This window comes from Aeromonas sp. ANP5 (assembly GCF_963870295.1).
Classification (GTDB): domain Bacteria; phylum Pseudomonadota; class Gammaproteobacteria; order Enterobacterales; family Aeromonadaceae; genus Aeromonas; species Aeromonas veronii.
In genome coordinates, this window is the sequence record NZ_CAWMRY010000001.1 from 257592 (window position 1) to 276626 (window position 19035).

Annotated in this window: 18 protein-coding genes and 2 tRNA genes; 6 read left to right on the forward strand and 14 right to left on the reverse strand. The window is 59.8% G+C overall.

The features are described 5' to 3' along the window. Window positions 1-315: 315 nt before the first annotated feature. Both gabT and AACT07_RS01115 read right to left on the reverse strand, forming a co-directional pair. Complete coding sequence (gabT, locus tag AACT07_RS01110) at window positions 316-1605, reverse strand: 4-aminobutyrate--2-oxoglutarate transaminase (RefSeq protein ID WP_069526343.1); 1290 nt, start codon at window positions 1603-1605, stop codon at window positions 316-318. A gap of 254 nt (window positions 1606-1859) precedes the next feature. Beyond that, entirely contained in the window at window positions 1860-3323 is a 1464-nt protein-coding gene (locus AACT07_RS01115) for an NAD-dependent succinate-semialdehyde dehydrogenase (protein ID WP_069526344.1), read from the reverse strand. Between the two features lie 413 nt (window positions 3324-3736). Between AACT07_RS01115 and puuR the strand changes: the two genes are divergently transcribed. Both puuR and AACT07_RS01125 read left to right on the forward strand, forming a co-directional pair. Further along, entirely contained in the window at window positions 3737-4339 is a 603-nt protein-coding gene (puuR, locus tag AACT07_RS01120; protein WP_069526345.1) for an HTH-type transcriptional regulator PuuR, read from the forward strand. A 45-nt stretch (window positions 4340-4384) separates the two neighbouring features. Continuing rightward, complete coding sequence (locus AACT07_RS01125) at window positions 4385-5662, forward strand: NAD(P)/FAD-dependent oxidoreductase (RefSeq protein ID WP_069526346.1); 1278 nt, start codon at window positions 4385-4387, stop codon at window positions 5660-5662. Between the two features lie 127 nt (window positions 5663-5789). On the opposite strand, the gene AACT07_RS01130 is transcribed toward AACT07_RS01125, so the two are convergent. From AACT07_RS01130 to AACT07_RS01155, 6 genes are all read right to left on the reverse strand, one after another. Beyond that, entirely contained in the window at window positions 5790-6038 is a 249-nt protein-coding gene (locus AACT07_RS01130) for a DUF3297 family protein (RefSeq protein ID WP_005338226.1), read from the reverse strand. A gap of 112 nt (window positions 6039-6150) precedes the next feature. Beyond that, window positions 6151-6579 (reverse strand): N-acetyltransferase, encoded by a 429-nt coding sequence (locus AACT07_RS01135; protein WP_069526347.1) that lies wholly within the window; start codon window positions 6577-6579, stop codon window positions 6151-6153. 138 nt (window positions 6580-6717) lie between these two features. Then, window positions 6718-6999, reverse strand: a complete 282-nt coding sequence (locus AACT07_RS01140; RefSeq protein ID WP_069526348.1) for a putative quinol monooxygenase — start codon at window positions 6997-6999, stop codon at window positions 6718-6720. A gap of 244 nt (window positions 7000-7243) precedes the next feature. Then, entirely contained in the window at window positions 7244-7894 is a 651-nt protein-coding gene (locus AACT07_RS01145) for a hypothetical protein (protein WP_139123722.1), read from the reverse strand. A 372-nt stretch (window positions 7895-8266) separates the two neighbouring features. After that, window positions 8267-9652 carry an ATP-binding protein gene (locus AACT07_RS01150; protein ID WP_005338217.1) on the reverse strand — a complete coding sequence of 462 codons (1386 nt, stop codon included), beginning with the start codon at window positions 9650-9652 and terminating at the stop codon, window positions 8267-8269. Further along, window positions 9652-10326, reverse strand: coding sequence for a response regulator transcription factor (locus AACT07_RS01155; RefSeq protein WP_040066247.1), 675 nt, complete (start codon window positions 10324-10326; stop codon window positions 9652-9654). The genes AACT07_RS01150 and AACT07_RS01155 overlap by 1 nt, the downstream gene beginning before the upstream one ends. A 199-nt stretch (window positions 10327-10525) precedes the next feature. Here AACT07_RS01155 and AACT07_RS01160 point away from each other — a divergent pair, with 199 nt between their 5' ends. Beyond that, a complete protein-coding gene (locus AACT07_RS01160) occupies window positions 10526-11206 on the forward strand; it encodes a bactofilin family protein (protein WP_069526349.1) in 681 nt (226 codons plus the stop codon). An 87-nt stretch (window positions 11207-11293) separates the two neighbouring features. Here AACT07_RS01160 and AACT07_RS01165 read toward each other — a convergent pair whose 3' ends face one another. Next, on the reverse strand, window positions 11294-11842 hold the full coding sequence (locus AACT07_RS01165) for a cytochrome b (protein WP_069526350.1): 549 nt from the start codon (window positions 11840-11842) through the stop codon (window positions 11294-11296). A 288-nt stretch (window positions 11843-12130) separates the two neighbouring features. Continuing rightward, entirely contained in the window at window positions 12131-12835 is a 705-nt protein-coding gene (gene tsaA / locus AACT07_RS01170) for a tRNA (N6-threonylcarbamoyladenosine(37)-N6)-methyltransferase TrmO (protein ID WP_069526351.1), read from the reverse strand. 213 nt (window positions 12836-13048) lie between these two features. Here tsaA and AACT07_RS01175 point away from each other — a divergent pair, with 213 nt between their 5' ends. Next, window positions 13049-14044 (forward strand): NAD-dependent epimerase/dehydratase family protein, encoded by a 996-nt coding sequence (locus AACT07_RS01175; protein WP_069526352.1) that lies wholly within the window; start codon window positions 13049-13051, stop codon window positions 14042-14044. Window positions 14045-14204: 160 nt separating this feature from the next. Here AACT07_RS01175 and AACT07_RS01180 read toward each other — a convergent pair whose 3' ends face one another. From AACT07_RS01180 to cydD, 4 genes are all read right to left on the reverse strand, one after another. Beyond that, window positions 14205-14591 (reverse strand): DUF488 domain-containing protein, encoded by a 387-nt coding sequence (locus tag AACT07_RS01180; protein ID WP_069526353.1) that lies wholly within the window; start codon window positions 14589-14591, stop codon window positions 14205-14207. 9 nt (window positions 14592-14600) lie between these two features. Next, the gene (gene rcsF / locus AACT07_RS01185) at window positions 14601-14972 is read right to left on the reverse strand and encodes an Rcs stress response system protein RcsF (protein ID WP_013723982.1); all 372 of its coding nucleotides are present in this window, start codon (window positions 14970-14972) and stop codon (window positions 14601-14603) included. 174 nt (window positions 14973-15146) lie between these two features. Further along, on the reverse strand, window positions 15147-16877 hold the full coding sequence (gene cydC / locus AACT07_RS01190) for a heme ABC transporter ATP-binding protein/permease CydC (protein ID WP_069526354.1): 1731 nt from the start codon (window positions 16875-16877) through the stop codon (window positions 15147-15149). Then, window positions 16870-18639 (reverse strand): heme ABC transporter permease/ATP-binding protein CydD, encoded by a 1770-nt coding sequence (gene cydD, locus AACT07_RS01195; RefSeq protein ID WP_021230490.1) that lies wholly within the window; start codon window positions 18637-18639, stop codon window positions 16870-16872. The genes cydC and cydD overlap by 8 nt, the downstream gene beginning before the upstream one ends. Before the next feature lie 201 nt (window positions 18640-18840). On the opposite strand from cydD, the gene AACT07_RS01200 reads away from it, so the two are divergent. Beyond that, a tRNA-Gly gene (locus AACT07_RS01200) sits at window positions 18841-18914 on the forward strand. A 15-nt stretch (window positions 18915-18929) separates the two neighbouring features. Then, window positions 18930-19004 (forward strand) — tRNA-Gly (locus AACT07_RS01205). Window positions 19005-19035: the final 31 nt, after the last annotated feature.

Sequence of the window (19035 nt, forward strand, 5' to 3'; positions counted from 1 at the left end):
GGGAGAGAGGCCCGGGAATCAAGGGCGCCAGGGCGGCGCACACCGGCCATGGCCGGTTGGAAAGCATTGAGATGCCCCATGTTGTTCCTCACTAGACTTGGTGTCGGGAGATTGCTGCCAATCTCGCTATCTTTTCCGGGGGTGATCCGGCCTCGTTTATGGGTTTGTTCACTGTCTAAAAAAGAACCGATGCCATTGTTTTACATCGGTTCTTTCAGTGGCGGCGCATTGTGCATTTGCAGGGCCCCCTTGACAAGAAAAAAAGGGGGCAAAATTGCATTTATTTGCACAGGTGAGTGGTCACTTTCCTGCTGGTCAGGCCAGCACGGCCTCCAGTGATTTTTCAAGGAGTTGCAGCCCCTCGTCAATCACTGCCGCAGGGGCTGTCAGGGGGGCGAGAAAACGGATGACATTTGCGCGCACCCCGCATGAGAGCAGGACCAGACCGCGTTTGCCCGCCTCGGCCACCAGTCGTTTGGTAAGGTCGGGGTCGGGCTGACTGGCATCACGCCGTTTCACCAGCTCCATGGCCACCATGGCACCGGGGCCGCGAATTTGACCTATGCAGTCAAAACGCTCGGCTATGCGTTCCAGCCCCGCCTTGATCTGCTCCCCCTGATCCAGCGCTTTCTGGTTGAGCTGCTCCTCTTCGATCACCTGTAAAACGGCCAGCGCAGCGGCGCAGGCGATGGGTGAACCGGCATAGGTGCCACCCAGACCACCCGGCTTGGCCGAGTTCATGATCTCCGCCTTGCCCACCACGGCTGACAGGGGGAAGCCGCCCGCCAGACTCTTGGCCAGGGTCATGATGTCCGGCTCGATGCCGGCATACTCGGTGGCGAAGGTCTTGCCGGTGCGACAGAAGCCGCTCTGGATCTCGTCGCAGATGAGCAGAATGCCGTGCTGATCGCAGACGCTGCGCAGCTTCTGCATAAAGCTCGGGGAGGCGGGATAGAAGCCCCCTTCGCCCTGTACCGGCTCGATAATGATGGCGGCAACGCGGGAGGGTTCTATGTCGGCGCTGAAGCAGAGCTCGAGGGCGTGCAGGGCATCCTCTTCACTCACCCCGAGATAATCGGCGGGGAAGGGGATGTGGTAGACCTCCCCCGGGAAGGGGCCAAAGCCGGTCTTGTAGGGGACCACCTTGCCGGTGAGCGCCATCCCCATCATGGTACGACCGTGAAAGCCCCCCTTGAAGGCGATGGTGCCGCTGCGACCGGTGTGGGCGCGGGCAATCTTGATGGCGTTCTCGACTGCCTCGGCGCCGGTGGAGAGAAACAGGGTGCGTTTCGGGGTCGGGCCGGGCACCAGAGCGTTGAGTTTTTCGGCAAGCTCGATATAGCCCGGGTAAGGGGTGACCTGAAAGCAGGTGTGGCTGAATTTTTCCAGCTGCTCGCGCACCGCTGCCACCACTTTCGGATGGTTGTGGCCGGTGTTGAGCACGGCGATGCCGGAGGCAAAGTCGATGTAGCGGTTGCCCTCCACATCCCACAGCTCGGCATTTTGCGCGCGGTCGATAAAGACCGGCAGCAGGGTGCCAACGCCGTTGACCACGGCCGCTTCGCGGCGCGCTTGCCACGCCTTGTTTGATTCTGACTGACTCATCTTTCCTCCCTGAGGGGCCGCAGCCCCGGATATTCCCTGAAAATGTGGCGGGCGATTTGGCGCCCATCACCGCCAATTAGCCCATAGGGCCAGATCGGCGGCGTGTGGTGTGTGTTGCAGAAGCACTCTTGGGAGGCAGCGCAGGCCAAATTTCGCCCCTTGCCGCCTCGGGTGAACGTCTGTATCTATCTGTAAAAGCGATGAATCTTGCGGCTAAAGCATCGATGAATACGATGCTTTAGCCCTCTACTGCCCTAGCGAATGGCGCCAAAGCAGAGGTATTTGGTCTCCAGATACTCCTCCAGCCCCTCGGCGGCACCCTCCCGGCCCAACCCCGACTCCTTGATGCCGCCAAAGGGAGCCAGCTCGGTGGATATGATCCCCTCATTGATGCCGACCATGCCGTATTCCAGCTGTTCGGCGACGCGCCACACCCGGGCGATATCGCGGCCATAGAAGTAGGCGGCCAGGCCATAAGGGGTGTCGTTGGCAATGGCGATGGCCTCGGCTTCCGTCTCGAAGCGCACCAGCGGAGCCACCGGGCCGAAGATCTCCTCCTGCAGGATGGGGTTGGTTTTATCCACCTTGCCCAAAATGGTGGGGCGGTAGAAGAGGGGGCCGGCGGGGTGAGCTTCGCCCCCCAGCAGCACTTCGGCACCGGCGGCGACCGATTGCTGCACCAGCTCGGCCACCTTGCTGGCGGCAGCCGGGTTGATAAGCGGGCCGATCTGGGTGCCTTCCGCCATGCCATCTCCCACCTTGAAAGCCTTGACGGCGGCAGTCAGCTTCTCGGCAAAGGCGTCGTAGACGCTGGCCTGCACCAGAATGCGGTTGGCGCAGACGCAGGTCTGCCCGGCGTTGCGGTATTTGGAGGCGAGCGCCCCTGCCACGGCGGCGTCGAGGTCGGCGTCGTCAAAGACGATAAAGGGGGCGTTACCGCCCAGCTCCAGCGACAGCTTCTTCATGGTGTCGGCGCACTGGCGCATCAGCAGCTTGCCGATGCGGGTAGAGCCGGTGAAGGAGAGCTTGCGCACCACCGGATTGCTGCACAGCTCGTTGCCCACCGCGCTCGCCTGATGGCTGGTGACGATATTGATGACACCGGCGGGGATGCCCGCCTGCTCGGCAAGCAGCGCCAGTGCCAGCGCGCAGAGCGGCGTCTCGGCGGCGGGCTTGATGACGATGGTGCAACCGGCGGCCAGCGCCGGGCCCGCCTTGCGGGTGATCATGGCAATGGGGAAGTTCCACGGAGTGATGGCGGCGACGACCCCGACCGGCTGCTTGATGGTGGCCAATCGGCGATCGCCGCTAAAGCCCGGGATGGTGCGGCCATAGGCGCGCTTGCCCTCCTCGGCGAACCACTGGATAAAGCTGGCGCCGTAAGCCACCTCGCCCTTTGCTTCCGCCAGCGGCTTGCCCTGCTCGCAGGTCATGATGCGGGCCAGCTCGTCGCTGTGGGCGGTGATGGCGGCAAACCAGGCGTAGAGCTTGTTGCTGCGCTCCTTGGCGGTCAGCGCCGCCCAGGCGGGTTGCGCCGCGTGGGCGGCCGCGATGGCGCGGCGGGTATCCTCGGCATCCATGTCGGGCACCTGGGTAATGACGGCACCGCTGGCGGGGTTGGTGACCTCGAAGGTGCGGCCGCTGGCGGCCTCGCACCACTGTCCATCTATATAGGCGCGGGATGTGATCAAGCTGGAGTGGGATGTTGTTCCTGACATGAGAAGCCTCGAGTGTGGGTCAGAGCAGCTGGTTGCCGGAGTGAGCCGACCCTTCCTGCGCCGCTGCCGTATAAAATAATAAGCACAGGAAGACCATAATTTGAGCTGAAATGTTTTTCAAGTGTTAAATATATTTGAATTGCTGGGGGGCGCCATGCTAGAAAATGGGCTGTGTAGCGCGCTTTCTCCGGTTCGCTTGCAGGCTGTAAGTGGGCAGACGACCGGGAGATGGTAAATCAGGTGTGCAAAATAATGAACGGCTGTGCTGTGTAACATAGTGAACGGCAAGGGAAAGCTGGTCGGCTATTTTAACCAGCAGGGTAAACAGGCTGCGCCTGATCCGATGCGATCACGCGCAAGCAGGAGAGGCTGATGATGCAAGGATGCAGAGATGGCGCAGCAGGGGGCCTTTCATGAGCGGGCCACAGAGCCGGGAGGGCGTGGCTCGACCGTTGAGTGTGGCTGATGCCGGGGCGCGCACCATGGGGGAACGGCTGGCGGCGGTGCGCCATCAGCTGGGGCTCTCCCAGCGGCGAGCGGCCGAGTTGAGCGGCCTGACCCACGGCGCCATCTGCATGATCGAGCAGGACAAGGTGAGCCCCTCGGTCGCCTCCCTGCAAAAGCTGCTCACCATCTACGGCCTGCCGCTGTCGCGCTTCTTCGCCGAGGAGGAGAGCCGCACTCCGGAGGTGGTGATCAAGGCTGATCAGCTTATCGAGCTGGGCAGTCAGGGGGTCTCCCTCAAGCTGGTGCACAACGGCAACAACCGCCGCCAGCTCGGCTTTATGCTGGAGACCTATCCCCCCGGCACCGACACCGGCGGTCAGGTGACCCATCAGGGGGAGGAGGTCGGCACCGTGCTGGAGGGGTCGGTGATCCTGACGGTGGCGGGCCAGAGTTATCCGCTGGAGGCGGGCGACAGCTATGTGATCGACACCGGCGAGCCCCACAGCTTCAGCAATCCGTCGGGGGAGACCTGTCGCATCGTCAGCGCCCACACTCCGGCGAGCTTTTAATCTAGGCAGTAGTTTGGCAACCGAACCGGTAAGGAAACAGGGATCATGACCGAACATGTAAACAGTTACTACGCAGCCAGCGCCAATCAACACGCGCCCTATCCGACATTGACCGAGCAGCTGGAGTGCGATGTCTGTGTCATCGGGGCGGGCTATACCGGCCTCTCCAGCGCGCTGCATCTGGTAGAGAAGGGCTACAAGGTGGTGGTGCTGGAAGCCGCCCGGGTCGGCTTTGGCGCCAGCGGCCGCAACGGCGGCCAGATCGTCAACTCCTACAGCCGCGACATCGACACCATAGAAGCGAACTGCCCGCCGGATCAGGCCAGGCTGCTCGGTTCCATGTTGTTTGAGGGGGGGCAGATCATCCGCGAGCGGATCAAGCGCTACAACATCCAGTGCGATCTGCAGGAGGGCGGTGTCTTTGCCGCCGAGACCGAGAAGCAGCTGCACGAGCTCAAATCCCAATACGCCCGCTGGCAGAAGTGGGGCAACGACCAGCTGGAGCTGCTCGATGCCAAGGGGGTGCGCGAGGTGGTGGCGAGCGATCGCTACGTCGGCGCTCTGCTCGACAAGAGTGGCGGTCATATTCACCCCCTCAATCTGGCGTTGGGGGAGGCGGAAGCCATCCGCATGCTGGGGGGGCAGATCTTCGAACAATCCGCCGTCACCAGTATCACCCCGGGTCAGCCGGCGCTGGTCAAGACCGCCAAAGGAGCGGTGAAGGCGCGCTTTGTGGTGGTGGCGGGCAATGCCTACCTCGGCAATCTGGTGCCGGAACTGGCCAGCAAGAGCATGCCCTGTGGCACCCAGGTGATCGCCACCGAAGTGCTGGGAGAGGAGCGGGCCCGTTCACTCTTGCCGCAGAACTACTGTCTGGAGGATTGCAACTACCTGCTCGACTACTACCGCACCTCCGGCGATCACCGATTGATCTATGGCGGCGGCGTGGTCTATGGCGCGCGGGATCCGGCGGATATCGAGCGGCTGATCATCCCCAAGATGCTCAAGACTTTCCCGCAGTTGGCCGACGTCAAGGTGGAGTACACCTGGACCGGCAACTTCCTGCTCACCCTGTCGCGGCTGCCGCAATTTGGTCGCATCGGCCCCAACATCTACTACATGCAGGGCTACAGCGGCCACGGCGTCACCTGCACCCATCTGGCTGGCAAGCTGCTCTCGGAGGTGCTGAGTGGTCAGGCGGAGCGCTTCGATGCCTTTGCCAAACTGCCTCACTACCCCTTCCCGGGTGGTCGGTTGTTCCGCATCCCCTTCACCGCCGCGGGCGCTGCCTGGTACACCCTGCGCGACCGGCTGGGGGTATAAGAGCCGCTCTGCGAGAAATGTGGGTTGGTGGCTGCCGCTTAGATAACGCTGACGCCAGCACCAATACCGGAAACAACAAGGCCACCGCGAGGGTGGCCTTGTTGTTTATCAAACAGCAGCGCGCTGATTAGCTGTAGAAGGCTTCAACGGTGCCCTTGAGCTTGATCAGGATGGGCTGACCACGGCGATCCAGCGCCTTGGGGGAGGGGATCTTTACCCAACCTTCGCTGATGCAGTATTCCTCGACATCGGTGCGCTCTTTGCCGTTCAGGCGAATACCGATCGGGTGCTCGAAGCAGGCGGCCACATAGTGAGGGCTGCGGGGATTGCAGGAGAGGTGATCCGGCAGAGCCGGTTTGGTGCTGGTATCGCTCATCGATATAACCCGAAATGAATAAAAAGTGGGTCATTGTAGAGAATGCCGTCATGGCATTCAAGGCGACCACAAAACAGGTAAAGGATACCCGCCATCGCTATGGGAGACCCGCTTAATCCCGTTGCCAATGCATCACCAGCTCGGGGCGGCCGCTATGCTCGCACAACTGCTGCTCACCCTCTTTGAAACCGTTGCGGCAATAGAAGCGCCGCGCCTGCTCATTTTCGGCGTATACCGTCAACTCGAGTCGATCATATTGGGCTTTGAGGTGTTCGAGCAGTTGGCGACCCAACCCGTGTGCTTGGTGATCCGGGGAGATAAACAGGGCGGCAACAGACCCCTGATACCAGGAGATAAAGCCCAGTAGCTGTCCATCCTCCTCATATACCCAGCTCTTGCTGGCGGGCAGATAACTATCACGCATCGCTGCCTGTTGCTCACGCCAAAAGGTGGCGGGAATAAAGTCGTGGGCCTGCACCGATGCCTGATACCAGAGCTCGACGGCGGCATCCAGATCGGTGGCAGATAATGGGCGGATCATAGTGGCCTTAATAACAAAGGGTGGAAGTAACGCAGGCTCGATAAGCGCAGCGTAATCGGGCATTCGCGGTAGCGAGAGGGGGGAGAGTTCTGCGCCATTCCCGATTCGTCACCTTGGCCAAAATGGCAAGACTGTGATTTATGCAATCCCTGTTACCGTATAGTGTCGCTCGACATTGACGGTAATTTCACCCCAGCGGGAGGATTTGACTCTGGCTTGGTGCGCTTGAAAAGCTGCCTCATCAACAAACTCTTCATAGACATCGAATCTGCAGGGATTGAGAGGGTCTTGAGTCACCTCAAAGATCAGGCAGTCTTTTTCCGCACGAGTTAAACGGATATGGGCATCAAGCTCGCGCTTGACTATCGTAAGCTCGGAGAGAGGCACAATAATAAATCCCTGTAAAATCACTTCACCCATATTGCATTCCTGAATTATTGTGCTTTTTAATGAGGGGGATCAACCCGCTTCTCGGAATTTTAGGATAAAACAGTACACTGTTCATGGTATGAATCTTACTAAAAAATAATTATTGAATTAATTGTTTTTTAGAGTGAGTTTAGATAGGTAATACGTGAAATACAGATGCTTAGTTTTTCGTAAGCTAACAAACAAGCTTACAGTAAATCTGTTGTAAGCTATCAATGGCGTAGAAAATACAAAATCAATTCCCCCATCCAGTTTTAATACCAGTAATCAGTTCTCTCTTTGCTATTTCTTTCGCGCATATTTTAATTGCATCACCAGTTATTGCCTCAATTTCTTTTGCGAGTTCTTGTAATGGTATAGCCTCTGGAACATCAATATGATTGTTTTTTGTAACAGCGGAACAAAAATCAGACCAATGTTCAGCAAGTACATTCAAAGCTCTACCTATAGTTAAGGCATCTAGTGATAATAACCCATCTGGAATTTCAAATGTGGGGAGAGCCATTAATGCAGTGTGTGTATCAACCATCAGTAATGGTGTAACGGAATCAAAGTCAGAGTCTTTTTGAGTGGCAAATGCTGTTGTTATATCTTTACTTAATTGGTATGACCTTGCCATGAGCGCTTTTACCACCATCAGTTTTTGTATTTCTGATTTAGCTATTCGTTCAGCCTCCAGCCGTTTTTCATTTTTATATTGATTGCTTGAAATTAATGTGGCTGCGAATATTGCTGCTATACTGCCTATGGCTTGTATCCATGCTGGTGCGTTACTTGACAGCCATTCATTTGTCACTTTTGGTATAAAGTATAGAGTGGCAGAAATTGAAAAAATAAGTAATGATAAAAATAATATTGATAGAGAATGTTCTTTTATACTATTCATTTTATTTTGCTTTAATATTGATTTATATTGGGTTGTTAGTGGTTAATATTTTTTCAGACGAAGGTTCATATAATGAATAATTAATTTTTAAATGCTACCGCCCTCAAGTTACAGCCCCTTGCTTGCTGCTTTCCCCCATTTTTTGCGGATAACACACTTATGAAAACGAATGCTCATGGTGTGGCTCCGGAAGCAGCTTTGTGCCGCGCCACCATGATACCGATTGAAGCCGGTGGTGGAAGAGCTGCGGGGTGATAATCAGTGCCGGATCAATAAATTAAAACAACTTGGGTGGTAGAAACGACAAGGCCCCCGAGGTCGGAGGCCTTGTGGTAGGGCCATCACTGGCGAGGCTGGGCAGGGCAATGCCGATCAGGGAAGATCCAGCGTAAAGCGGGCGCCGCCGAGGGGGGATTCATCGACCCGGATCTGGCCGCCGTAGCTGTGGACGATTTCGGTGACCACCGCCAGACCTATGCCCTGACCCGGCGAGCTGTCAGCCCGCACGCCGCGCTGGAAGATCTGCTCCGATTTGGCCGGATCGATACCCGGGCCATCATCTTCCACTTCGATGCGTAGCCGCTCGAGATGGCGGCGCACCGTCACCTTCACTTCGCTGATGGCAAACTTGCAGGCGTTGTCGAGCAGGTTACCCATCAGCTCCATCAGGTCGCCCTGTTCGCCGTGAAAGAGGGCGTCATCGTCGAACTTGAAGTGGGTTTGCAGTTTCTTGTGGCGATAAACCTTGGTCAGGCTGGCCAGCAGTTTTTCAATCAGCGGCACCGGTTCGGTGCCCTTGCTGGCAAGGCGCTGGCGGCCTGTCACGGCCCGTCTGAGCTGATACTGGATCATCTGATCCATGGTGAGGATCTGCTCATTGATGTTGTCGTGGATCTCCCGCCCCAGCTTCACTTCGCGGGTGGTGATCTGGATCAGCGCCAGCCGGGTTTTCAGGCTGTGGGCGAGATCGTTGAGGGCGTGCTGGTAGCGCTGGGTCTGCTGGCGTTCGTTCTCCAGCAGCTGGTTGATGGAGTCGGTCAGCGGGGCCAGCTCCCGCTCAAAATCGCTCGAGAGGTCATCGCGCTTGCCGGCCCGGATATCGTCGATCTGGCGGGCGATGGTGCGCAGGGAGCTGAGGCTCCAGAAGGTGGTGAGCAGCAGCAGCCCGGCCAGCAGCATATAGGCGAGCAGCGCCTGTTTGGCGGTCTGGTAGAGATAGGTGCGGGACTCTTCGTGGTAGCGTTTGGCCGAGTCGATCATCACCACGTAGTAGGCGGTGGTGCCGCTGCCGGGATTGCGGATAAACCGCAGGCTGTAGACGAAGTAGCTCTCTCCGTTCTTGATGGTGTGCTTCTTGAAGAAGTAGTCGAGATCCATCCCCCCCAGATACTTCATCAGGTCGCCGCAGATGGTCTGTTTGGCCTTGATCACCTCCGGCATATGGAGGCTCGACCAGACCAGATCGCCATCGGCGCGGCAGATCAGGGTATCGAGGTTGCGATCCCCCGCACCACGGGATATCCGCCCCAGCTCGACGTTCGACCCCTTGTCATCCGGCTCGGTGGAGGAAAACAGCTTGGCCAGGTTCTCCTGCATCCGGGCGCTGGCCTTCTGGGTCTGCTCCTCGACGTGGCCAAGATAGAGGGCGTAGACGGCAAACCCCATGATCAGCGCGATGACCAGCAGCGAGCTGAGCAGCAGTTTGATGTGCAGTGAGCTGCGGATCATCTTGATGGGGCGCGGCAGATGAAACTGCATCAGTTACAGGAGAGGTTGAAGATATAACCCTGACGCCGGATGGTGGAGATGGGTTGAATCGTCCCCTCCGGATCCAGCTTCTTGCGCAGGCGGCTCACCATCACTTCGATGGTGTTGGGGTCCCCTTCGCCATCGCCGTAGAGCTGGTCGAGCAGTTGCTGCTTGGAGACCACCTGACGGGCGTTACGCATCAGGTACTCCAGAATCAGGTATTCAAAGCTGGTGAGCACCGCCACTTCTCCGGCGATGGTCAGCTCCTTGCGGGAGAGATCCAGCTCGTAATCACCGGCCTTCACCTTGGGCGAGATAAAACCGGCGCTGCGGCGCACCAGCGCATTGAGTCGGGCCAGCAGCTCATCTTTCTGGAACGGTTTGACCAGATAGTCATCAGCACCCGCTTCCAGTCCTTCGACCTTGTCCTGCCAGTTGCCACGGGCGGTCAGCACAATGATGGGGAAGGGGATCTGCCGTTCGCGCAGTTGCCGGATCAGTTGCAGGCCGTCCATATCGGGCAGACCGAGGTCGATGATGGCCACATCAATGGGATAGTCGGCGGCGTAGTGCAGTGCAATCCCGGCCTGGTCGGTGCTGTAGACCTGATTGTCGGCTTCGGTCAGCAGAGAGGAGAGGTGGTGATTGAGCAGCTTGTCGTCTTCGACCAACAGAATTTTCATGATGTGAGCGGTCATAGGGATCCAGGCTGTCAATTAGAAAGTGTATGTCGCTTCGAGTCAATTCGAATCCTAATGCATCCCGGCTGTATCGGGACTGAATCAGCGGGACTTCAGAGTTCGCGCCAACTGGTCGTTTAACCATGGTCCGGGTTGTCGATGGCATGCTGGTCGGCAGCCATGCTGCGAAAGGTTTGATGTGATGAGAGATATGGCCGGGAGGCTGCTGGCGCGACTGCAACAGCGTGAGCGCAGCGACCTCCTCTATATTGTCTGGCTCTGCTGGGGGGCTGCCTTGCTGCTCTACGTGCTGGGGTCGCCCTGTTTTCTGTGGCCAGTGGCGCCGATGCCGCTGGTTCTGCTTGTGTGGTTGGTGGAGAGAGTACGGATGTTTGGAAGAAACAAAGGTGGTGTGGCTACTGGGTCGGCCGGCGCCACTGTGATTGCAGCCGGTGCCCGCTTCAAGGGCGAGTTGCAGGTTGAGGGGGATCTGGAGGTGCGCGGTCAGATCAATGGCACCATCCAGCTCATCGGTGGTGTGCTGCGCATCATGCAGGGCGGTAGCGTTGAGGGAGAGGTGAGTGCGCCCCACGTGATCATCAATGGTCTGCTGGAAGGCACCTGTACCTCCGCCGAGGTGGAGATCCTGGAGAGCGGCAAGATGCAGGGGATCTTCAAGGGGGGCAGTCTCTCTATCTGCAAAGGCGGCAACTTTGTTGGCCAGTCCCAGCCCACCGTGGCCGGCAAGGCTGATCCCGTGTTGCAAGCCTTGTCTGAAAACAGTGCGTCCGGGAGCAAGCAGCCGGAGAGCAAGAGCAATGTGAAAAAGCTGCCGCACGAGCCGAAAGGCAAGCCGACCGAGGAGCTGGCCAAGCAGGCGTGATGCCGTTTGCCAGCGGTGCAGATGACGGTTGTTCAGGAAAACAGAGAGGGGGCCACGATGGCCCCCTCTGCGTTTCTCTGTCACCCGTTAGCTGCGGCGCGGCGGCAGCATGTTGGTGAGGGTGTTGTCTTTGAGAATATGGTGGTGATAGAGGGCCGCCACCGTGTGCAGGCCGATCAGGGCGTAACCGATATTACCCAGCGTCTCGTGTACCTCTTTGATCAGCCCTTTGAGGTCAGGACTGGGGGAGAGCAGGGCAGGCAGCTCAAGCCCGAAGAAGGGGATGGGCTTGCCCGCGGCGCTCAGCAGCAGCCAGCCAAACAGCGGGGTGAGAATCAGAAAACCGTAGAGGGCGAGGTGGGCCACTTTTGCCAGCTTGTGCATGATCGGGGAGAGCTCGGGCACGATACGCGGTGTCGGGCTCATCCAGCGCAGGGCCAGTCTGACAAAGACCAGGGCGAAGATAAGCAGCCCCAGCATAAAGTGCCACTCCTTCATCAAATCACGGCCAGGGTCCCCTTTGGGGAAAATATCGCGAAATTCGATCAGGGCGTAGACGGCGATCATGGCCCACAGGGTCAGCCAGTGCAGCCCGATATTCAGGGTGCCATAACGTTGTTCACTGTTCATCAGCATAGGTTTGTTCCTTCGAAGTGCTGTCACATCCGTGTGGCATCCCCGCACTCAAACGTGTCGGAGCGAGGCCTGATCCTTTGGCGGCAACAGCCGGGCTACCATGCTTGCCATACATCGATAGCCTGCTGCTGGCATCAGTCAGAGAGGAGATCCCCTCTGCTGTCTGCATGGTATCACTGGCAACCGGGTGGATAGTCTGATCAATGCCACACAATTTACAGGCTCATTAAGCCCCTTGTGACGTGAAGAAGGCGTGAAATAGCATCAGTGATGTCGGCCCGCCCAGGTTCAGGCGGGCTCGATGGCCAGCACTACGCAATCCGGTTCGTTGATGCGAAAACGGACATTGCAGTCAAACAGCCGCACACCGTACTCCTTCTCATCGGGCTTACCCTTCTTGTAGGCGGGGCGTGGATCTTGTGCCAGCACTTCGCTCACCAGCTGGCGCAGCTCGGGATGGGCCTTGAGCCAGGGTTGCAACTGCTGCTCGGCCTCGGCACTGAAGCTCACCGCCAGTGGCGGGGTGGGGGCGTCGGGGGCAAAGCCGCCACGGGCCCCCGGCAGGCTGTCGGCATAGGGGATGTAGGGTTTGATATCAACGATGGGGGTGCCATCGAGCAGATCCACCGCCCCCAGCTCCAGCCACAGTTTGCCCCGCTCGCGGCCGACCCCGTGCAGTTCGACCACCGAGAGGCCGAGTGGATTGGGGCGGAAGGTGGAGCGAGTGGCAAAGACGCCGACCCGCTCGTTGCCGCCAAGGCGCGGCGGGCGCACCGTCGGGTGCCAGCCCTGCGCCATGGTCTGATGAAAGACGAAGCTGAGCCACAGATGGGAGAACTGCTCGATGCCGCGCAGCACATCCGGCTGATCGTAAGGGGGGATCAGCTCGAGGCGGGCGCGGGCCGATTTGACCAGTCCGGGCTGGCGGGGGATGGCGAACTTCTCCTTGTAGGGAGAGCGGATGATCCCGAGGGTGTCGATTTCGAACTTCATGGCGGATCCTGACTGAAAACCCCGGCAATTTAGCACAGACAGCCCCAAAACGCAGGCTTGGCCTCGATACGCCCTTTTCTGCGGCGCTGCCGTGATCCCTGTCCCATCCCGGCCAGTCGGGGGCTGTGCCCGCGCGCCAAGTTGCGTAGGGTGAAGGCAACTGGCGTGTCAGGATGAAATATGCGCACATGCGCCGAAGGGGGAGGGAGAGGGATGAAACTGCTGATTATCGGTGGCACCGGCTTTTTGGGGCGCCACCTTACCGCGCTGGCGCTGGATTGGGGCCATGAAGTGACGCTGTTCAACCGTGGCCTGCACCAGCATCCGGACTGGCGCGATCTGGTGCAGCTCACCGGCGACAGGGACAAGAGCCTGATCGCCCTGCAAGGGGCCGGGTTGCAGTGGGATCTCGTCATCGATACCTGCTGCTATCGCCCCGAGCAGGCGGCGAACCTCTCGGCGGCCTTGCTCGGGCGCTGCGCGCGGTTGATCTTTATCTCCACCATCAGCGTCTATCGCGATTTCTCAATGCCCGGGATGAATGAGTCGGCGCCGCTGCACCCTATCGTCGAAGGGGAAATGCCCAGCGACTATGGCCCGCTCAAGGTGTTGTGCGAGCAGGTGTATCGTGCCCGCTGGGGTGAGCGGCTCTGCATCCTGCGCCCGGGCGTGCTGTGCGGCCCCCATGATCCTACCGGGCGCATGGCCTGGTGGATTAAGCGGGTGCAGCAGGGCGGGCCCTGGTTGCTGCCGGGCAGTGGCGAGGATCGCTTGCAGTATCTCGATGTGCGCGACTGTGCCGAGTTTGTGTTGCGTGCGGCGGAGCAGCAGTTGGGGGGCACATTCAACTTGCTCAAGCCCGGCATTACCCTCTGCGACTGGCTGGAGCGGCTGAGCGCCCGGTTGCAGCCCGCCCGCCCCATCCAGCCCGAGTGGTTGCCCTGGTCGACCCTGATGGCGGCCGGTATCGAGCCCTGGCAGAGCTATCCCACCCTCTTGCCTTGCGCGCAGGCGGAGTTTGCCGGTTACGGCTCTATAAGCGCCGAGGCGGCCATCGTCCACGGGTTGAACTTCCGGCCGCTGGAGGAGACCGCCGCCGACCTTGCCAATTGGCTGGCCATCGAGCCTGCCGCCGGGGTAGCGGCGAATGCCATGACTCAGGCCGAGGAGACTTCGCTGCGGCAGCAGTTGCTGGAGCCCAGTCTGTAATAGGAGAGTGCATCGAGCCGCTGCTACCGAGCGTGGCGCGGCAGGTGTGAATACAACGAGAGAGGGCATCCCGCGGGATGCCCTCTCTGTCTATTCATACCTGATGGCTACCGAAGATCGGTTGACGAGATTCCCCATGGGGCCGTCTTCGCTCGCCGTCCTAACGAATGGCGGCCCCCGCGGCTACCAGCAGCTCTTTCAAAATGGTGCGATGGCAGCGGGACTCCTGCTCGCAGTAGCAACCGACCGAGAGGTTGGTGGTGTGGGAGAGGGCGGCCAGTAGCGCCAGATCATGCCTGGCGGCAGGTTGCGCCATCTCGGCCTTGTACTGTTTGCCAAACGCCGCCCATTGGGCGGGTGTCTCGGCTGCCTGCCCCAGCTTCATGGTCTTGCTGCTGGGGGCCAGATTGGGGAACCAGACATCGTACCAATGCTGGCTGGCAAATTCGCTCTTGGGTACGCCGCGGGGTGGGCGGCGCACCGTGCCGATCCGCAGCCCCTCATCGGGCAGGCGCGGGCTGCCAAGGCGAACGATAGCGAGGGCCATGACAGCGAGTTACTTCTCTTCGGCCACTTTCAGCGCCTGCCCGTAGCAGATCACCTGTTTCAGGCAGCCCGGGGTGTCGCTGAACTCGGCGCACTTGTCGATGGTGACGCCGTTGCCGCCCATGTCGGCTGCGCGGCGGCGGGCCAGGGTGCGCGCTTCACCGGCGTTGGGCACCGGCTGGTTGGCATCGGCCTGGCAGGATTCACCCTCGATGGTGCCAAGGTAGAGGTAGTTGAGGTCCGCCAGCTCATCCTGTTCATAGATGCGCACGCTACCGGGTTTGAAGTATTCGTCGAAGTTCTCTTTATCCAGATTGCTGTTGAAGGCGTAGTTGGCACAGCCGGAGGCAATCAGGGGCATCATCAGGATCAGGCGTTTCATCGTCTCGTATCTTGTGTCGGTGATGAGGACAGTAGAAATGCGCAGGCGCTCCATGTCGGCATCTTGTTGAATAATGAGGGGGACATTATAGGGGCCAGCCGCCTGCGGCGACCAGCCCCGTTTTGCGCCCTGTTGTCGGGGTGTGACCCCCATCAGCCTGATATCAGCCTGATATCAAACAGGAGCCAGCCGCTGATAGAGGCTGCGGTAGTAATCATCCCCCAGCAGCTCGTTGTGCGGGGCGCAGAGGCGGATCTGTCCCTCTTCCATCAGGGCAATCCGGTCCATTTGCTCCATCCCCAGCAGGCGGTGGGAGATGAGCAGCAAGGTGCGATCTGCCCCGAGCCGGAACAGCAGATCCATGATCTCCCGCTCGGTCTGGCTGTCGAGCCCTTCGGTCGGTTCGTCCAGCAGCCAGAGCGGCGCATCGTGCAGCAGGGCGCGGGCGATGCCGATACGGCGACGCTCACCACCGGAGAGGGGGCGGCCGCCGTCACCGAGCCAGGCGTCGAGGCCCGCCTCATCTTCCAGCAGATTGGCCAATCCGACCTGGGTCAGTACCGCAATCAGCTGCTCGTCAGTGGCGGTCGGGGCGGCCAGTTTGAGGTTGCCGCGCAGGGTATCGGCAAACAGATGCACCCGCTGGCTCACTACCGAGATGGAGGCGCGCAGTGCCCCTTCGCTGTAGTCGGTGAGCGGCTTGCCACCCAGCAGGATCTTGCCAGCCTGCGGGCTCCACTCACGGGTCAGCAGCCCCATCAGGGTCGATTTGCCGCAGCCGGTCTGGCCCAGCAGCGCCAGCTTCTCACCGGCGTGCAGTTGCAGGGTGCAGCCACGCAGCACCGGCTGAGGGTTGCCGGGGTAGCCAAAATAGAGGTCATTGATCTGCAGGGCGCCAGCACTGGCATGGGTCTGCTCGTCGCCCCACACGGGGGCTTTTGCCTCTTGCAGGATCTCGTTCAGGCGGCGTGCCGAGGTGAGGCTGGTGGAGAGGTGCTGGAAAGCCCCCGCCAGTGGCATCAGTGCCTCGAAGCTTGCCAAGGTGGCAAAGACCATCAGTGCGGTAATGGGGTCGGGCGCCGCACCCGCTACCCCATGACCGGCCAGCCAGAGCATCAGGGTCAGGGTCCAGCCGCTCAGCAGTTGCACCGAGAAGTTGGCCAGCCCGCTCACCTTGGCCATCCGGGCCTGCGCGACGAGCAGCGCCTGTTCGGCTTGTTGCAGCTCAACCAGCGCCTTGGGGGCGGCGGCAAACATCTGCAGCTCGGCCTGACCATCCAGATAGTCCACCATCCGGGTACGCAGGATTGATTTTTCGGCAATCAGCGCCTGACCGGGGCGACGGCCGAGGAAGTAGAACACCAGCGGCAGGGCAATCATGCCAAATAGCAGAATGGCTCCCAGGATAAGGGCGAGACGGCTGTCGAAAAACGACAGGAAGAAGACCAGTCCGGCGGTGCTGAGCAGGGCCGCGCTTATGGGGGTGATCAGCCGCAGGTAGACGTGATCCATCGCATCGATGTCGGCCACCAGTCGGTTGAGCAGATCCGCCTGACGGAAACCGGCCAGGGTACCGGTGGAGAGCGGCGAGAGTTTCTGCCAGAACCAGACCCGTAACCGTGTCAGTACCCGGAAGGTGGCATCGTGGCTCACTACCCGCTCACCCCAGCGACCGGCGGTGCGAACGATAGAGAAGAAGCGCACGCCGCCCGCGGGGGTCATGTAGTTAAAGGCATGAGTCGTCGCAACTGTCATTCCCGCCACGGCGGCGGCGGAGAGGAACCAGCCGGAGAGAGAGAGCAGCCCCATGCCGGCGGCCAGGGTCACCAGCGCCAGCAGCAAACCAATGGTGAGGCTGAGCCAGTGTTGGCGATAGAGGCGCAGAAACGGCAACAGATCACTCATCGAGAGAACCTCCGGAACGTTGGGAGAGCAGGCGGGCAAAAGGCCCCTGCCCAGAACTAAGTTGCTGGAAGCTGCCTTGCTCCACCAGCTGGCCGCGCGCCAGCACCATTATCTTGTCCATCTTGGTGAGCTGGTCGAGGCGGTGGGTGATCATCAGCAGGGTCTGGCCAGCCATCGCCTGCTCGAGGGTGGTCATGATGGCGCGCTCGGAGTGGCGATCCAGACTGGCGGTCGGCTCATCGAGCACCATCAGCTGGGTTGATTTGAGCAGGGTTCGCGCCAGGGCAAGGCGTTGGGCCTGACCAACCGAGAGGCCGCCTGCCTGATCGCCGACCGGATAGTCGAGCCCCTTCTCCATGGCAAATTCCCACGCCTGTGCCCGTTTCAGGGCATCTTCCAGCTCGGCATCGCTGGCCGTTGGCTTGGCCAGCAGCAGGTTGTCGCGCAAGGAGGCGTGGAACAGCTGCGGGTTTTGCGATAGCCAGCCTAACTGCAGGCGCCACTGGCTCATGTCGAGGGTGGCGAGCTCCTGCCCGTTGACCTTGAGCTCGCCGCGATAGGGGGCAAAGCCGAGCAGGGCGTTGACCAGCGAGCTCTTGCCTGCGCCGCTGACGCCGATGAGGGCGGTGCGCGAACCGGCTTCCAAAGTGAAGTCGATGGGGCCGACCAGCACCTTGCCTTCGGCGCTCAGCACTTCAAGGCCTTTTGCTTCTACCTTGACCGGGCTGTCGGCATGGAACGGCGCCGTGCCTGCGGCCGGTTCGCTCACCTCGGCTTCAAGGAACTCCAGCAGCTGCTCGGCAGCGCCAATGGCCTGCGCCTTGGCGTGGTAGTGGGCACCCAGTTCCCGCAGCGGGGCGTAGAACTCGGGGGCGAGAAACAGCACGAACAGGCCGGTAAAGAGGGTGACCTTGACCCCATAGCTACCAAAGTTCAGATGGTCGATATAAGAGAAGCCGAAGTAGACGGCAACCAGCGCTACCGAGATGGCGGCGAAGAACTCCAGCACGGCGGTGCTCAAAAACGCCAGGCGCAGCACTTCCATGGTGCGCTCGCGAAAATCTTCCGAGGCGTCGCGAATAGCGTCACCTTCTGCCTGGGTACGCATAAAGAGTTGCAGGGTACGCAGCCCCTTCAGGCGATCGAGGAAGTGGCCGGAGAGACGGGCCAGCGCCTGAAAATTGCGGCGGTTGGCATCGGCGGCGCCCACACCCACCAGGATCATAAAGATTGGGATGAGGGGGGCAGTGCCCAGCAGGATCAGACCCGCAGCCCAGTTGACCGGGAACACGGCCACCAGAATGACCACCGGAATAAAGACGGCGATGGCCATCTGCGGCAGATAGCGGGAGAAGAAATCCTGCATATTTTCAATCTGTTCCAGCAACAGACTGGCCCAGCTACCGGCCGGACGGCGCTGGATATAAGCAGGGCCGAGACGACTCAAGCGCGTGAGCACCAGCTGGCGGATGGTCTGGCGCACCGCGCTGCCCGCCTTGAAACTGGCCACTTCCCGGCCGTAGGCCAGTGCCGCCTTGCCAAGCGTCACCAGCAGCAGGGTAATAAAGAGCGTGATGGATTGCTCAGGCGTGGAGCCTTCGATGATAAAGCCGTGCAACAGGGTCGCCAGCAGCCAGGCTTGCGCCACCATCAGAATGCCCTGGCCAAGGCCAAAAGCGATGGATATCGTGATCCAGCGGCGACCGTGACTCGATTGCTTGCGCAACCAGCCATAGAGACGTTTTTGCGTTTTTTTATCCATTACCACCATCCTCGCGTCGAGTGGCGCAAGACTATCCTTGCCGTTTGGCCTTGGCAACCTTGTAAATTATCTGTGTTGAAAATGTTTGATTGAAAAAGCAACCGTCTGTTCAATCCTTGTCCGAACAGATTGATTTATTGAAAAAAGTGGCAAAGGCGCCATTGCGCTCGGCGGCAAAATGCATATAGTAGGAGCCCTGACGCGGGTGTAGTTCAATGGTAGAACGGTAGCTTCCCAAGCTGCATACGTGGGTTCGATTCCCATCACCCGCTCCAAATTTCAGATGCCAGGCGGGCATCGTATAATGGCTATTACCTCAGCCTTCCAAGCTGATGATGCGGGTTCGATTCCCGCTGCCCGCTCCAGCTTCAAAGCGAAAAGCCCACTCCTGCGAGT

Coding starts and splice junctions, on each gene's coding strand:
- gabT (WP_069526343.1), bottom strand. CDS start 1,605: ATGAGTCAGTCAGAATCAAACAAGGCGTGGCAAGCGCGCCGCGAAGCG.
- AACT07_RS01115 (WP_069526344.1), bottom strand. CDS start 3,323: ATGTCAGGAACAACATCCCACTCCAGCTTGATCACATCCCGCGCCTAT.
- puuR (WP_069526345.1), top strand. CDS start 3,737: ATGAGCGGGCCACAGAGCCGGGAGGGCGTGGCTCGACCGTTGAGTGTG.
- AACT07_RS01125 (WP_069526346.1), top strand. CDS start 4,385: ATGACCGAACATGTAAACAGTTACTACGCAGCCAGCGCCAATCAACAC.
- AACT07_RS01130 (WP_005338226.1), bottom strand. CDS start 6,038: ATGAGCGATACCAGCACCAAACCGGCTCTGCCGGATCACCTCTCCTGC.
- AACT07_RS01135 (WP_069526347.1), bottom strand. CDS start 6,579: ATGATCCGCCCATTATCTGCCACCGATCTGGATGCCGCCGTCGAGCTC.
- AACT07_RS01140 (WP_069526348.1), bottom strand. CDS start 6,999: ATGGGTGAAGTGATTTTACAGGGATTTATTATTGTGCCTCTCTCCGAG.
- AACT07_RS01145 (WP_139123722.1), bottom strand. CDS start 7,894: ATGAATAGTATAAAAGAACATTCTCTATCAATATTATTTTTATCATTA.
- AACT07_RS01150 (WP_005338217.1), bottom strand. CDS start 9,652: ATGCAGTTTCATCTGCCGCGCCCCATCAAGATGATCCGCAGCTCACTG.
- AACT07_RS01155 (WP_040066247.1), bottom strand. CDS start 10,326: ATGAAAATTCTGTTGGTCGAAGACGACAAGCTGCTCAATCACCACCTC.
- AACT07_RS01160 (WP_069526349.1), top strand. CDS start 10,526: ATGAGAGATATGGCCGGGAGGCTGCTGGCGCGACTGCAACAGCGTGAG.
- AACT07_RS01165 (WP_069526350.1), bottom strand. CDS start 11,842: ATGCTGATGAACAGTGAACAACGTTATGGCACCCTGAATATCGGGCTG.
- tsaA (WP_069526351.1), bottom strand. CDS start 12,835: ATGAAGTTCGAAATCGACACCCTCGGGATCATCCGCTCTCCCTACAAG.
- AACT07_RS01175 (WP_069526352.1), top strand. CDS start 13,049: ATGAAACTGCTGATTATCGGTGGCACCGGCTTTTTGGGGCGCCACCTT.
- AACT07_RS01180 (WP_069526353.1), bottom strand. CDS start 14,591: ATGGCCCTCGCTATCGTTCGCCTTGGCAGCCCGCGCCTGCCCGATGAG.
- rcsF (WP_013723982.1), bottom strand. CDS start 14,972: ATGAAACGCCTGATCCTGATGATGCCCCTGATTGCCTCCGGCTGTGCC.
- cydC (WP_069526354.1), bottom strand. CDS start 16,877: ATGAGTGATCTGTTGCCGTTTCTGCGCCTCTATCGCCAACACTGGCTC.
- cydD (WP_021230490.1), bottom strand. CDS start 18,639: ATGGATAAAAAAACGCAAAAACGTCTCTATGGCTGGTTGCGCAAGCAA.